The following is a 13,625-nucleotide window of genomic DNA, read 5'->3' on the forward strand; positions in this document are numbered from 1 at the left end:
TATATAAAGAACAGCGGACAGCCTTATGGATAAGCTCTCACTCAACACGTTGGGCCAGCACCTTCAAGCACTTCGCCTGGAGCGGGGCTGGTCACTGTCGCAGTTAGCCAATGAGGCGGGGATTGCCAAATCCAACCTGTGTCGCCTTGAACAAGGCAACGGCAATCCGACCCTGGATACCATTTGGCGGCTGGCGGTGCAGCTCAATGTGCCTTTCGGCACTCTGGTAGCGCCAATCAGCGTGCCGCTGGGTGAAGATGGCGTACAGGTGCGTTTAATCGATCAAGGCAAGGATTCCCCTCAGGTGGACGCCTACTGGATGCGCTGCGCACCGCATACATTGCGTCATGCTGAAGCCCATACACCCGGCACCCGTGAATCACTCACACTGATCAGCGGCTGGCTGGAAGCGGGGCCCGAAGGGGCAACCACGGTACTGACACCGGGAGAGGCCATCACCTTCGCCGCCGATCAACCGCACCTTTACCGTACCCACGAAGCGGAGGCCACGTTGATGATGACCATCACCTATGGTTTGGAAGGCCAAACATCATGAGCCAAGCTGCCAGCCACTCTCCTGTTCGTAGCGCGCTGCAGGGCGTGCGAGAAGCCATCCCACTATTGGGCGGCTACATTCCCGTGGCGCTGTCATTTGGCTTAGTCGCCACCCAGGCCGGCTTTAGCACGCTGGAGGCCACGACTATTTCAGCGCTGATTTACGCCGGTGCTTCGCAATTTCTATTTGTCGGTATGATCGCTACAGGCGCCCCGCTGTGGCTGGTGGTAGCGATGACGCTGCTGATTAACGTGCGCCATGTGGTGTACGGCCCTAACCTGGCGGGACTACTGCCGCGCAGTCGCCACTGGCCCTGGTTAATGCACGGCCTCACCGACCAGGTGTTTGCACTGGCCCTAACCCGACTGCCCCAACTGCCTGAGGTAAAGCGTTTTAGTTGGTTTTTGGGCGCATCACTGCTGGCCTGGGGCGCCTGGATAATTGGCACCGCGGTGGGGGCTACCGCCGGTGAGGCCTTTACCGCCCGCTGGCCGCTGCTGGGTGAGATTATGCCCTTCGCGCTGCCCGCGCTGTTTTTGACCATGGTGGCGCCGCGCTTTACCGACAAGCGTTGGGCAGTCGCCATGGGCTGCACCATTTTAGCGGCGCTGTGTTTGACCCTGGTCGGCTGGGGCAACGTGGCGATTCCCTTAGCCGCCGCCTGCGGCGCGCTGTGCTTCTACTCCACGCAGTTCTATACGCAAAGATTCGCCACCAACAGGAGGCGTGAATCATGAGCACTGCACTTTGGATAGCGGTCGCGGTTTCTGCCATTGGCACGTTGCTGATGCGGGTTGTGCCGTTTTTATGGATGCAGCGCCGCCTCAACAGCGAAAGTGGCCTTAATAACATGCCCCAGTGGCTGGGTATTCTTGGCCCACTGATGATTGCCGCCGTGCTGGGGGTATCCATTGTACCGGTTAACCCAAGCGCTGTTTCCTGGATCGCCACCGCCATCGGGCTTTCTGTCACGCTGCTGGTGTGGTCGCGGGTACGCTCACTTGGCTGGCCGGTCGCGGCCGGCGTCGCGGTATTTGGGATAGTTGAGGTCGCGGCCTTCATTTGGTAATGCTTTGCATTAGCTTTTACGTCATGCCATCATCCTGGCTCTTAAGTCCGAGCCAATCGTAAAGTGACATTAATGTTAAAAGCACACACCCATGGCAAGAAGGTTTTTATGAGTGTGTTGCTGTTAACGCAGGCGGCGCTAATGCCCTTTATGGCAGCCGCTGACACGCCGAGCAGCCCCCCGGAACCGCCACGCATTGTGACGCTTTACCAGGGGGCTACCGACAGCGCCGTAGCCCTTGGACTGACGCCTATTGGCGTAGTCGATTCCTGGCTGGAAAAGCCCATGTACCGCTATCTGCGCGATGCGCTTGATAGCGTCGAGCATGTGGGGCTGGAAACCCAACCGAACCTGGAAAAGATTGCCTGGCTTAATCCTGACTTGGTCATTGCCAGCGACTTTCGCCATGCGCGAATAGCGCCGCTATTGGAGGCCATCGCCCCCACTGTATCTGCCCCGACAGTGTTTAACTTCAAGACCACGCTGAACATGGTGGCCAATGCTACTGGCCGCGAAGCGCAGGCAAATGAGCTGCTTGAGCAATGGGATGATCGTGTCGCCGACTTTCGCCAGCAGATCGCCGCCAAGTTGAGCAGCGAGTGGCCGCAAAAAGTGGCCGTGGTGCGGTTTAAAAGCGACCACGTGCGCATCTATACCAGCGGCTTTGCAGGCTCGATTCTTGATGAGCTGGGCTTTAATCAGCCGGATACACTGCAAAGCCAGAGTTGGGGAATGAAGCTTTCCAGTACTGAAAACATTCCGGTGCTGGATGCCGATGCCCTCTTTATTCTGCTTGAGCCCGATGACCCCGCTATTGCAGATAATTACCAACACTGGGCCTCCCACCCACTCTGGCAACAGCTGTCAGCGGTACAAAGCGGGCGCGTATTTGAAGTTGAGCCGGTGAGTTGGATGATGGGTGGCGGCATACTGGCGGCCAACGCCATGCTGGATGATCTGTATAGTCACTACGGGCTGTTGCAACCCGAAGCGGCGCCGCATCAGGCTTGCCTGCCTCACGCCAGTGGCCGTGGGGAGCCTGCTTCATGCTAAACAGTACTGCCGCAAAAAGTATTGGCCTGCTACTCGGCGTGCTGGTGGCACTAGGCGCCTTTTTCGCCAGCGTGATGTTAGGCACAACGGAGATCTCCCTTTCCTCTCTGTATGGCTCGCTCGCCCATTACGATCCTACCAACATCGCCCACATCATTCTTTTAACTGAACGCTTACCCCGTGCGGTGATTGCCGCTCTGGTGGGCGCCAGCTTAGCGATTGCAGGCGCACTAATGCAGACCATGACGCGCAACCCGCTGGCGTCGCCGGGCATTTTGGGCATTAACGCCGGCGCGATGTTTTTTGTAGTAGTAGCGGTTTCGCTATTGCCGCTGCACACGCCCGCTCACTACGTATGGGCCGCGCTATTAGGGGCACTCGTTGCGGCCATACTGGTGGTGGTGCTTAGCCGCGGCCGCCACGGTGAGCTCTCCCCTCTGCGGGTCGTGCTGGCAGGTGTAGCAGTGACGGCAATGTTTGTGTCGTTCAGCCAAGGGCTGTTGGTGATTGATCAGCAAAGTTTTGAAAGCGTGCTTTACTGGTTGGCGGGCTCAGTGTCGGGGCGCGACCTCTCTTTGGTAGCGCCCTTACTGCCGCTCTTCGGCGGAGCACTGCTGCTCAGCGCACTGCTGGTACGTCACGCCAATGCACTGTTACTGGGCGATGACATGGTCACCGGGCTGGGCATGCAGGCCACCACCATCAAGCTGCTGCTCGGGCTGATTGTGATTGTGCTGGCGGGCAGCGCCGTAGCGCTGGCGGGCATGATCGGGTTTGTGGGCCTGATTGTGCCCCATATGGCGCGGGGGTTATTTGGCATCGACCATCGCTGGCTGCTGCCAGCCTGCGCGCTATTGGGTGCCTGTTTGCTGCTGCTGGCCGATCTTGGCTCGCGCTTTTTAATGCCACCCCAAGAGGTTCCGGTCGGTGTGATGACCGCGCTGATCGGCACGCCCTTCTTTATCTATCTGGCACGACGCAAGATGGCTGGCCAATGAGAGCAGACGCCACGTTAAACCTTAACAGCGAAGCAAAAAGCGACAGTAATCGCTTACTACGTCGCCTGCTGATGCTAAGCCTTTTATTGCTAGCAAGCGCCGGGCTGTCGCTCTGTTTAGGCAGTTTTCCCACACCACCGCTGCAGGTGCTAAATGCACTAGCAGCCCCGCTAAGTAGTGATATTACCTTTATTATTTGGGAGCTGCGCCTTCCGCGCATCGCTCTAGCGGTATTGGTCGGCGCCGCCCTGGCAATCGCGGGAGCGATTCTGCAAAGCATTGTGCGTAACCCGCTGGCCTCCCCGGATGTCATCGGCATTACCAGCGGTGCGGCGCTGGCGGCGGTGGTGTTCTTATCCCTATTGAGTTCGACCCTTAGCATTCACTGGCTGCCCGTTGCCGCCATGCTGGGAGCACTAGTTTCTGCACTGCTGGTGGTGAGCTTGGCCTGGAAAAACGGTGTTAGCCCATCGCGCATGGTACTGGTCGGCATTGGCCTGGCCGCGGCCATGGGCGCTGGCACCACCCTGTTAATCGTGATCAGCGATGACTCTGCCGCCATGACCGCCTATGTATGGCTAACCGGCAGCCTTTACGCGGCGCAATGGGACGATGTGTGGAGCCTATTGCCGTGGTTAGTCGTCGCGGTGCCTATCAGCCTACTCTTCGCCCGCCATGCGGATGCCATGGCCCTGGGTGATAGCGTTGCCGAAGGGCTTGGGGTGGCGATTCTGCGCAGCAGATTGGTATTGCTGGCCTGCAGCGTGGCGCTGGCAGGTGCCGCTGTGGCTTTTGCCGGTGGCTTAAGCTTTGTGGGATTAATTGCCCCCCACCTGGCCGCTAGGCTGGTGGGGCGGAACATGGCACGCCTGGTGCCTACATCAGCGTTGGTCGGCGCCTTGATAGTGCTTTACGCCGACCTGCTGGGCCGGGTAGCGTTTTTGCCCAAAGATTTACCTGCGGGCATCTTTGTTGCCGGGATAGGCGCGCCCTTCTTCGTTTATTTACTGCATAGATCGCGAGCTCGCTTTTAGAGCGAATTGACGAAAAAAAAGCGGCGCCCCAAAGGCGCCGCCAAACAGTATCGAGCACAAAACATAGAAAATAGAAAGCGGCTGACTAGAAATCCAGCTGGTACCCCAGAGTGAAAGTGCGGCCCCGCCCAGTGAAGTAGTACTCATCGCTGATGCGTGCGGCTTGAGAGTAGTAAGTGAGGTAATCCTCATCGGTGAGGTTTTCGATACCTACTGACACCCTGCCGGTGGGCAGGCGATAAGCTAGAGAAGCATCCACTAAGCCGTAGCCGTCAAAATCAAGTTCAGGATTATCGACGCTTCGATCGAAGTAGTAACTACCCTGCAAGCGCGTGGAAACGCGGTCGTTCCAGATAGCGCTCCAGCCCAGTTTGAGCGTATCCGGGGCGATATTGATACCGGTGAGTTTGGTATCCACACTGCCATCGCCATCCTGATCCGACTTGCCCTCAGTGTGGGCATAGGAGAGCGATAGATCGTGCTTGTCCGCCACCTGCATGTCGCCGGTAATCTCAACGCCCTGGATTTCGGTCTTCTCACGGCTGCCCACCCAGGTGCCATTCTGCTCGGTAAGCCGCTGGCCGTAATCCGAATTGGACTCATAGTAGCTAATCTCTAGCCCGTAGCCATCCCAGTCAAAACGCGCGCCGATTTCCCGGTTATCGGTAACAATAGGCTGAAGTTGCAGCAGGGTATCCACATCCTGGCCCGCCGTGCCAATACCGCGCAGCACTCGGCCCACGTCGGGCATGCCGAAACCTTCCGAATAGTTGGCATACAGCTGAGCCCAATCAGTGGCTTGATAGGTTACGCCGACGTTGTAAAGCGTCTCATCGAAGCTGGGATTGCCGCCATCAACGGTAACGTTGTCTTGAGTGACATTGCTGCGATCAATTGTTTGGAAGGTATCCACATCAAGTTCGGCATACTCGTGACGCACCCCGGCGTGCAGCGTGAGCGGATCCGCGAGCTTAAACTGGCCCTGCAGAAAAGGAGCCAAATTACGATAACGGCTTTCCGGCACGTAGGTACGCCCGGTATGCACCAGCATCTGGCTTGTTTCGTCTTCCAGCACGTCCAAACCAACCGTCACACCCAAACGGTCGTCCAGCATGCCGTCACGGTTCAAGGTGAATTTGGCGCCTGTTTTATCAGATTCATTTCGCGTTTGGTCGTATTGGGTATCCCCCGCACTATCCACATAGGGGAAAAACGGCGTGGTGGCAAAGCGTGCACGAAAGCGCTGGTGATAGACCTGAGCATCCAGCTCGTTGCCAAACCAATCCGCGTGGGAGTAGGAAAGCCGAGCGGAGGTCACTTCATTAAATCCAGGCTCGCCGTCACGACGGCCTTTGCGTGCCGTGGTGGGAACACCTGCAGAGCGGTCTCCTGTTACCGGTACGTAGTCGTTGCCCTCTTCCAAATCGAAGTGGTTCAGCGAGAACTCAATATTCTGATTGTCGTCGATCCAGTAGCCCAGCTTGCCGAAAAGGTCGTAGCTTTCCGAGTTTTGCAGCTCGCCTGGGTAGGCGATACCGACCACCTCATCGTTGCCATCGTAAAAAACCCCGCGCTCCTGACGCGTCGCCGCGGCAACGAAATCCCAGTCGCCTTGCTGACCGCTAATGCGGTAGTCCAGCTTGTGGCCTAGCCCACCGGATTGAAAATCATCGTCCGTGGTCAGGCTAATCCCTGCGTCCTGGCTAATGCCTCCGCCTTCGGCACGCCGTGTCACCAGGTTGATCAAGCCACCCGTAGCACCTAATCCGTGCTCGGCGCTGGCGCCGTGGATCACTTCAATACGCTCTACCATGGAAAGGTCAATGGTATAGCTATCCCGCGAGCTGTCGCGCAGGGGATTGGACTGCGGCACTCCGTCAATCAGGAACAGGGCATCGCGGCCGCGGAATGTCTCGCCCGCGTTGGAGAGCTTTTGGCGGCTGGGGGAGTAAGAGGGAATAAGATTACTGAGCACCTGGCCCGGGTCATCAGTAATCGCTAGCTGCTGTTCGATCTGTTCACGGGTAATGATCGTAACCCGCTGCGGTGTTTGGCCCGCTTCGCTATGGCTGCGGGTGGCCGTCACCACCATGGTCGAGTCGGCATCATTGGCGCCGCTTTGCGATCCTGTGGAAGCAGACTCCTGCCCATAAGCATGGCTGGCAGCTACCAAACCGGCAAGCGTCACCGTAGGCCAAAATACCTGGCGTTTCTTAGTGTACATCTAGTTTTTATCCCCCTGCTTTTGAGTGAACCTTACCCTGAAAACGTAATCTACATCTAAATAATAATGATTATTTTATGCATATAAATCACAGAGGTCTACTCAAGCAGAACGAACTGTTCAGGATAACGACACGACTCCTCACCTCTCTTACCCCACATTTCTTCTGCGGCTGACGCTTAGAGACAGTGAGCAATTACTTGCTGAGCAATGGCAAGTATTGAAAATGAGAATATTTTGGCTTACGGTTCTGCCTGCTTAAACAACCCTAATGAGCACATTCATGACCCAGCCTTCTCATCAGCTACCTCGCTTGACGGGCGAAGCCCTGCACGCGGGCTATGACACTCGACGTGTACTGGATGGTGTCGATATTGCGATTGAGGAAGGCAAGCTCACGGTGCTTTTGGGGCCGAATGGAAGTGGCAAGTCGACGCTGCTGAAAACTCTTGCCCGCACGCTTACGCCTAGTGGCGGGCATGTGTATTTGGACGGCAAGGATATCCATCGCAGCAAAACGCGGGAGGTCGCCAAGCGCCTGGGAATTCTGCCCCAAGGCCCGGTAGCCCCCGAGGGGCTGAGCGTAAAGCAGTTAGTGGGGATGGGCCGTTTTCCACATCAGGGTTTATGGCAGAAAAATGCTCAGCAAGACGCCGCTGCTATTCGTGAAGCCATGGCTTATACCCACGTGACAGAGTTTGCCGAGCGCAATGTCGATGCGCTCTCCGGCGGCCAGCGCCAGCGCTGTTGGATTGCCATGGTGCTGGCTCAACAAACCGATCTGATTCTGCTTGATGAGCCCACTACTTTTCTGGATCTGAAGGTACAGGTGGATTTGCTGGAGCTACTTTCGCGCCTGGCCCATGAGAAAGGTCGCACCCTGCTACTGGTGCTCCACGATCTAAACCTGGCCGCCGCCTATGCCGATCAGTTAGTGATGATGTGTGATGGCCGTATCGTCACCAGCGGCGCACCTAGCGAGGTCTTTACCTCGACCAATCTCAAGCGCGTATTTGACCTTGATGCCCATGTCATCCACGACCCTGAAAGCGGCAGCCCGATTTGCGTACCGCGGAAACGCAGCCAATCCATTGCGAAAACGGAGACTGTTGTGCAATAACGCAGCGGATCGAGAAAGAATAAGCCGCACTTCTTCCTCCATAAAGTGACCATGGCTCGCCGCTTAAATGCGGAGCTGCGCTTAATGTTTGAATTCAGGAGTTCATCATCTACATTACGCACTGTAATAGTCGCTATTCACCTATCCTCTTCGCTAATAACATTGATAGCACACCATGAAATAGGCAACCCATCATTTATTACCAATAGTGTTTCCTTAAAAACCCACTATCTTGTCAGGCAGCCATGTAGCCATTGCAGGGAATAACGCCACCACCGCCAACGTTAGCAATTGTACCGCGATAAATGGCAAGACACCTCTACACATTTGCCCATAGGTAATATCGCTGGGTGCAATCGACTTTAAATAGAAGATTGACGATGCCATAGGCGGAGTCAGGTAACTAGTTTGGATAGTTACCAACACTAGCGTGGCAAACCAAATAGGATCAATACCCAGCTGTCTGATGATAGGGGTGAATATTGGTACGCAGATTAAAACAATCGATGTCCAGTCAAGTACAAACCCCAGCAAGAAAGTGACGGCTAGAAAAAACAGGATGACGCCTGTTGTACCACCACCCAAACCACTAGCTATTGCGGACACCATCTCGCCACCACCATTGACTGCGAAGATGCCAGTAAACATCGTGCCCCCGGCCACAATAAGCAGAATCATCGCTGTAATGCGCACCGTTAGTGATAGAGAATCAACCAAGGAAGGCATGGTGATTCCACCATTGATGACCGCTAGGATCACTGCGCCAGCAACACCAACGGCAGCGGCTTCTGTGGGTGACGCGATACCACCCAATAGCGACCCAAGTACCGCAAACATTAATAGCAAAGGCGGCAGTAAGGCTTTCAGCGTAATACTGATTTTAACGCTAAGAGGTTTGCCATCATTAACGGCCGTAGCGGCAGGGCCATCTTGAGGCCGTAACCAACAACGCCCAATGATATAAAGAGCGAAAAGAGACAACATCAAGATGCCGGGAAAAATAATCGCAGCGAAAAGTGCACCGATGGACAGTTGGGCAAGAGCCGCATAGACGACCACTATGACCGTAGGAGGAATGATCGTGCCTAAGGATCCTCCCGCACAAATAGTCCCCGCAATCAGCGAATTGTTATAGCGGTAAGCTCGCATGGCAGGGATAGCCATTAACCCGATCATTATTTCCACCGCGCCAACGACGCCAGAGGCAGCCGCAAATATTGCCGCCATGGCGATCGTGGTCAGTGCCAACCCGCCAGGTAGTCGACCAATCCACATCTGAATAGCATCAAAGAGGTTTTTGGCTATGCCTGATTTCTCAAGTATCGCGCCCATAAGTACAAAGAGTGGAATTGAGGAGAGAACGTAATTAGATGAAGCGCTATAAATACTGCCGTAAAGTTGCTGAAAGATAATAGGCCCAAAGGCGAACCAGCCAGCCACTAATGAGACAGTAATCAGTGAGAAAGCAACAGGAATACCCATAAAGATCAATAAGAACAGTCCTGGGAACATCAGGGCAGCCGTCATGGTATCCATTTAGTTGGCCCTATTATGATGGGTATTATCAATAAACGAACGCAGTCCAATCACCAGAACTTGTAGCGCAAGAAGCGTCAATCCGAAGGCAATACAGGTGTAAAACGGCCACATTTTAGGTGCCCATGTACTAACCATTTCAACTTCATTGGTTGTGAAGGCTGACAGCGATTTTTTCCAGCCAAACCAGGCGACAAGCGAAAGGGTGGGGAACAACACAACGGTATAAGCGATTCCCGTGATAATACGAGAAATACGTTTGGGCATAAGGCTGCTTAAAACATCCACTTTAACGTGGCCATCTACCTGCGCTGTCCAGGCGACACCGAGCATAAACGCAATGCCTGTGGCCATATACGAGATATCGAAAGCCCAGATGGTAGATGCATTAAAAACGTAGCGAGCGATTACTTCATATAACATCGCCACCGCTAAGATAATGAGCGCCAACTTACTTAGCCAAGCCGATATTTTAGACAGCTGATCCACTAAATTAAAAAACATAATAGACATCACTCATATCGGTACATTGATCATATGTATAACTACCTGGGAAGGCTTAGGTGCCTTCCCTGGCAGGTTTATATTAATCAGTGATGAGATAGTCTTTCTGAGTATTCCAGCGCGCTTGATAGGCTTGGTAATCTTCTAAAATTTCTTCCATGGCCGGGTTGCCAGCCTCACTTTCTGCCGCTGCCCGGGCAGCGATCCAAGCACGACCATTCTCCGATAGCTCTTCAACAAAGGCGTCGTCCAAGCTGATCACTTCGTTTCTACCGGCACGGTAATCTTCCATGGCGATTAGGTCGTTATGGTAGAAATTGCTAAGGCCTTCGTAGGTCGTCAATTTGGCAGCTGACTCAATAAGCTGCTTTAGATCGTCAGGCACTTGATCCCATGTATCCTGACGAACAACTACTTCCCATAGAAATGTGGGTTGATGCACGCCGGGCACGATGATGTAACGGGATGCTTCATGAAAACCTTCAGGATAATTGCTGGAAGGGGTTGCCCATTCAATGGCGTCAACGCCTTTACGTTGTAATAACGTATAGATATCTCCGGGCGGCACAACGGTAGGCACCGCATTGTAGTACTCCCGCACAACTTCAGCCCACGGCCCGGAAGTACGGTACTTTAAGCCGTCAAGGTCATCAGGCCCGTTAATGGGCACGTTGGAGTGAGCAAATATTTCTGTAGAACCAATTCCCACGATCAGTGAGTGCAGCCCTTCGCTAGCGCGAATTTCTTGCAACGCTGCTTGGCCGCCCCCTTCGTAAATCCAGTTGATATAAGACTGGGATCCCATACCGCCAGGAAACCCAGCAAAAATAGCGTTAATCGGATTTTGGTTAACTAAGTAACTAGGGGTGGAGTGGCCAGCCTCTACGGTGCCTTCTTTTACCGCATCATAGACCTGCAATGCAGGCACAATCACACCTGCACCGAAAGGCCTAATATCAACTCTCCCAGCGGTAAGCATCTCTGCATTGTCAGCGAACCGTTGAAGAAAGTTTTCATAAAACGGTGAGCCTCCCGGCACTGAAGTAGGCACTCGCCACTCAACGTCGGCAGCATAAACGGGAGAAGAAAGCGCTATTGCTGCTATAACGCAAGAAAGCCACTGCTTTGTATTTAAATCTGTTTTCATGATCGCTCACCTTTCTAAGCATTAGTTTTTAGTTATATCTCCCTGAAAAAGGCTTATCGCGCCATCCAAAATGGGTAAGTCACGAACTCACTAAGTCCTGTGATTAGTTTCCGCCTCTTCTTTTGGTATAAGATATACAAAAATTCATTGCAAGAATTTATTGACATAAAAACTAAAATTTTTCTTAACATCCTTTAAATTCAATGAATTATTAATGATAGAGGCGTTTATCGCCGATTTTTGCTCGACTACCCATCTAGCCGAGGCCATGCCACTGCCACCCAGCCTGGGCTTCACAACAAATTTTGAATATTGTATAAGATATAAAAAAACAGCGTATAGAAAGGTAAGCTGCTATCTTCACCATTAATCACCTATCTCAAAAAAACCACAGGTGATCCAAAGACCACAGGTGCCCCATGAAACGCATACGTGTGATTGATTCCCATACGGCGGGTGAACCGACAAGGCTAGTCATGGAGGGGTTTCCCTTACTGCCTGGTACCACTATGGCGGAAAAACGTGACGCTCTACGCGCATCCCATGATCAGTGGCGGCGCGCCTGCATGTTAGAGCCTCGCGGGCATGACGTACTGGTTGGGGCGCTTTACTGTGCACCTGAATCGCCAGATGCGACCTGCGGGGTCATCTTCTTCAACAATACCGGGTATCTGGGCATGTGCGGCCACGGCACCATAGGCTTGGTGGCCTCCCTGCATCACCTGGGTCTGATATCCCCCGGTGATCACAAAATCGACACGCCGGTTGGCCCGATCAGTGCAACCCTGCATGAAGACGGCGCCGTGACCGTGCGCAATGTCCTCGCCTATCGCTATCGCCAGCAAGTTCCCATTGAAGTGCCGGGCTTCGGGCGGATACACGGCGATATTGCCTGGGGTGGCAACTGGTTTTTCCTGATTAGCGACCATGGCCAAACACTGACGCTCGACAACGTTGAAGTGCTGACTAATTTCACCTGGGCCGTTCGCCAGGCGCTGGAGGCTGCGGCCATTACTGGCGAGGACGGCGGTCTGATCGATCATATCGAGCTGTTTGCCGATGACGCCGTGGCTGATAGCCGTAATTTCGTGCTCTGCCCTGGCAAGGCGTATGACCGCTCCCCCTGTGGCACCGGCACCAGCGCCAAGCTGGCGTGCCTGGCGGCGGATGGCAAGCTTTCGCCCGGCGCAACCTGGGTGCAGGCAAGTATCTGTGACAGCCAGTTTGAGGGGTACTACGAATGGGAAGGTGATCGCATTCGCCCCTACATTAAGGGTCGCGCCTATCTCTGCGCCGACACCACCCTTTTAATTGATGAGCAAGACCCGTTCGCTTGGGGAATCACTGCCTCGTAATCATTGACCACCGGCGGCCCCGCTTTCGAACCCAGCGCCAACTCCTATCACTGATAACACCAAACGAAAAGGAACAACGATGAGCGATAACATTTTTACTGGCTGCATACCGGCGTTAATGACCCCTTGCAGCGTTGACCGCCAACCCGATTTCGATGCCCTGGTGGCTAAAGGCCGTGAACTGGTGGATCTGGGAATGAGCGGCGTGGTGTATTGCGGCTCCATGGGTGACTGGCCATTACTGAGCGAAGCGCAGCGCCAGGAGGGTGTCGCGCGCTTGGTTGAGGCAGGCGTTCCCACCATTGTGGGTACCGGTGCAATCAACACTCGTGAGGCCGTCTCCCATGCGGCTCACGCAGCTAAAGTTGGCGCCCAAGGGCTGATGGTGATTCCCCGCGTGCTTTCACGAGGCACCTCGGTGGCTGCACAGAAGTCACACTTTTCGGCCATTTTGGATGCGGCGCCCAAGCTACCTGCGGTGATTTATAACAGCCCCTATTACGGCTTCGCCACACGTGCAGACTTATTCTTTGAACTACGCCAAAAATACCCGAATCTGATTGGCTTCAAAGAGTTTGGCGGCGCCGATGACCTCCGCTATGCGGCGGAAAATATTACCTCTCAAGACGAAGATGTCACTCTGATGGTCGGTGTCGACACCACTGTCTACCATGGCTTCGTCAACTGTGGTGCCACGGGCGCTATTACCGGTATTGGCAATGCGCTTCCCCGAGAAGTATTGCAGCTTGTCTCGCTCAGCCAACAGGCCGCCAAAGGGGACGTCAAAGCACGGCGTTTAGCCATGGAGCTAGAAGAAGCACTAGGAGTGCTCTCCTCTTTCGACGAAGGCGGCGATTTGGTTCTCTACTACAAGCACCTGATGGTGCTCAACGGCGATTCTGAATACGCGCTGCACTTTAATGAAACCGATGCGCTCAGCGATTCACAGCGTCACTATGTGGAGTCACAGTACGCGCTGTTCCGTACTTGGTATGCGAGCTGGTCTGCCTCGTTATGAAACCAGGAATT

At 54.3% G+C, this 13,625-nt stretch carries 13 protein-coding genes; 9 read left to right on the top strand and 4 right to left on the bottom strand.

All coding sequences use genetic code 11. The features are described 5' to 3' along the window. Positions 1–25: 25 nt before the first annotated feature. From RO22_RS10580 to RO22_RS10605, 6 genes are all read left to right on the top strand, one after another. On the top strand, positions 26–556 hold the full coding sequence (locus RO22_RS10580; protein ID WP_022522427.1) for a helix-turn-helix domain-containing protein: 531 nt from the start codon (positions 26–28) through the stop codon (positions 554–556). Continuing rightward, positions 553–1,293, top strand: coding sequence for an AzlC family ABC transporter permease (locus RO22_RS10585; protein ID WP_027958560.1), 741 nt, complete (start codon positions 553–555; stop codon positions 1,291–1,293). The genes RO22_RS10580 and RO22_RS10585 overlap by 4 nt, the downstream gene beginning before the upstream one ends. After that, on the top strand, positions 1,290–1,625 hold the full coding sequence (locus RO22_RS10590; protein WP_027958561.1) for an AzlD domain-containing protein: 336 nt from the start codon (positions 1,290–1,292) through the stop codon (positions 1,623–1,625). The genes RO22_RS10585 and RO22_RS10590 overlap by 4 nt, the downstream gene beginning before the upstream one ends. 72 nt (positions 1,626–1,697) lie before the next feature. Beyond that, positions 1,698–2,678 carry an ABC transporter substrate-binding protein gene (locus tag RO22_RS10595; protein ID WP_230803550.1) on the top strand — a complete coding sequence of 327 codons (981 nt, stop codon included), beginning with the start codon at positions 1,698–1,700 and terminating at the stop codon, positions 2,676–2,678. Further along, positions 2,672–3,676, top strand: a complete 1,005-nt coding sequence (locus RO22_RS10600) for a FecCD family ABC transporter permease (RefSeq protein ID WP_027958562.1) — start codon at positions 2,672–2,674, stop codon at positions 3,674–3,676. Before RO22_RS10595 ends, RO22_RS10600 begins: the two co-directional genes overlap by 7 nt. Further along, positions 3,673–4,710 carry a FecCD family ABC transporter permease gene (locus RO22_RS10605; RefSeq protein ID WP_027958563.1) on the top strand — a complete coding sequence of 346 codons (1,038 nt, stop codon included), beginning with the start codon at positions 3,673–3,675 and terminating at the stop codon, positions 4,708–4,710. The genes RO22_RS10600 and RO22_RS10605 overlap by 4 nt, the downstream gene beginning before the upstream one ends. 85 nt (positions 4,711–4,795) lie before the next feature. On the opposite strand, the gene RO22_RS10610 is transcribed toward RO22_RS10605, so the two are convergent. Continuing rightward, positions 4,796–6,934, bottom strand: coding sequence for a TonB-dependent receptor (locus tag RO22_RS10610; protein ID WP_041158297.1), 2,139 nt, complete (start codon positions 6,932–6,934; stop codon positions 4,796–4,798). A 283-nt stretch (positions 6,935–7,217) separates the two neighbouring features. Here RO22_RS10610 and RO22_RS10615 point away from each other — a divergent pair, with 283 nt between their 5' ends. Further along, on the top strand, positions 7,218–8,054 hold the full coding sequence (locus RO22_RS10615; protein ID WP_027958565.1) for an ABC transporter ATP-binding protein: 837 nt from the start codon (positions 7,218–7,220) through the stop codon (positions 8,052–8,054). Between the two features lie 216 nt (positions 8,055–8,270). Here RO22_RS10615 and RO22_RS10620 read toward each other — a convergent pair whose 3' ends face one another. From RO22_RS10620 to dctP, 3 genes are all read right to left on the bottom strand, one after another. Continuing rightward, positions 8,271–9,590 carry a TRAP transporter large permease subunit gene (locus RO22_RS10620; RefSeq protein WP_027958566.1) on the bottom strand — a complete coding sequence of 440 codons (1,320 nt, stop codon included), beginning with the start codon at positions 9,588–9,590 and terminating at the stop codon, positions 8,271–8,273. Then, a complete protein-coding gene (locus RO22_RS10625) occupies positions 9,591–10,103 on the bottom strand; it encodes a TRAP transporter small permease subunit (RefSeq protein ID WP_027965477.1) in 513 nt (170 codons plus the stop codon). Between the two features lie 73 nt (positions 10,104–10,176). Beyond that, positions 10,177–11,241 (bottom strand): TRAP transporter substrate-binding protein DctP, encoded by a 1,065-nt coding sequence (gene dctP / locus RO22_RS10630; RefSeq protein ID WP_027958568.1) that lies wholly within the window; start codon positions 11,239–11,241, stop codon positions 10,177–10,179. Positions 11,242–11,660: 419 nt separating this feature from the next. Here dctP and RO22_RS10635 point away from each other — a divergent pair, with 419 nt between their 5' ends. Both RO22_RS10635 and RO22_RS10640 read left to right on the top strand, forming a co-directional pair. Then, positions 11,661–12,596, top strand: coding sequence for a 4-hydroxyproline epimerase (locus RO22_RS10635; protein WP_027958569.1), 936 nt, complete (start codon positions 11,661–11,663; stop codon positions 12,594–12,596). A gap of 79 nt (positions 12,597–12,675) precedes the next feature. Then, positions 12,676–13,614, top strand: coding sequence for a dihydrodipicolinate synthase family protein (locus RO22_RS10640; RefSeq protein WP_027958570.1), 939 nt, complete (start codon positions 12,676–12,678; stop codon positions 13,612–13,614). The last annotated feature ends 11 nt before the right edge of the window (positions 13,615–13,625 follow it).

It is taken from the genome of Halomonas sp. KHS3, from assembly GCF_000830495.1.
In the GTDB taxonomy this organism is placed as follows: domain Bacteria; phylum Pseudomonadota; class Gammaproteobacteria; order Pseudomonadales; family Halomonadaceae; genus Vreelandella; species Vreelandella titanicae.

Coding starts and splice junctions, on each gene's coding strand:
- RO22_RS10580 (WP_022522427.1), top strand. CDS start 26: ATGGATAAGCTCTCACTCAACACGTTGGGCCAGCACCTTCAAGCACTT.
- RO22_RS10585 (WP_027958560.1), top strand. CDS start 553: ATGAGCCAAGCTGCCAGCCACTCTCCTGTTCGTAGCGCGCTGCAGGGC.
- RO22_RS10590 (WP_027958561.1), top strand. CDS start 1,290: ATGAGCACTGCACTTTGGATAGCGGTCGCGGTTTCTGCCATTGGCACG.
- RO22_RS10595 (WP_230803550.1), top strand. CDS start 1,698: ATGTTAAAAGCACACACCCATGGCAAGAAGGTTTTTATGAGTGTGTTG.
- RO22_RS10600 (WP_027958562.1), top strand. CDS start 2,672: ATGCTAAACAGTACTGCCGCAAAAAGTATTGGCCTGCTACTCGGCGTG.
- RO22_RS10605 (WP_027958563.1), top strand. CDS start 3,673: ATGAGAGCAGACGCCACGTTAAACCTTAACAGCGAAGCAAAAAGCGAC.
- RO22_RS10610 (WP_041158297.1), bottom strand. CDS start 6,934: ATGTACACTAAGAAACGCCAGGTATTTTGGCCTACGGTGACGCTTGCC.
- RO22_RS10615 (WP_027958565.1), top strand. CDS start 7,218: ATGACCCAGCCTTCTCATCAGCTACCTCGCTTGACGGGCGAAGCCCTG.
- RO22_RS10620 (WP_027958566.1), bottom strand. CDS start 9,590: ATGGATACCATGACGGCTGCCCTGATGTTCCCAGGACTGTTCTTATTG.
- RO22_RS10625 (WP_027965477.1), bottom strand. CDS start 10,103: ATGTCTATTATGTTTTTTAATTTAGTGGATCAGCTGTCTAAAATATCG.
- dctP (WP_027958568.1), bottom strand. CDS start 11,241: ATGAAAACAGATTTAAATACAAAGCAGTGGCTTTCTTGCGTTATAGCA.
- RO22_RS10635 (WP_027958569.1), top strand. CDS start 11,661: ATGAAACGCATACGTGTGATTGATTCCCATACGGCGGGTGAACCGACA.
- RO22_RS10640 (WP_027958570.1), top strand. CDS start 12,676: ATGAGCGATAACATTTTTACTGGCTGCATACCGGCGTTAATGACCCCT.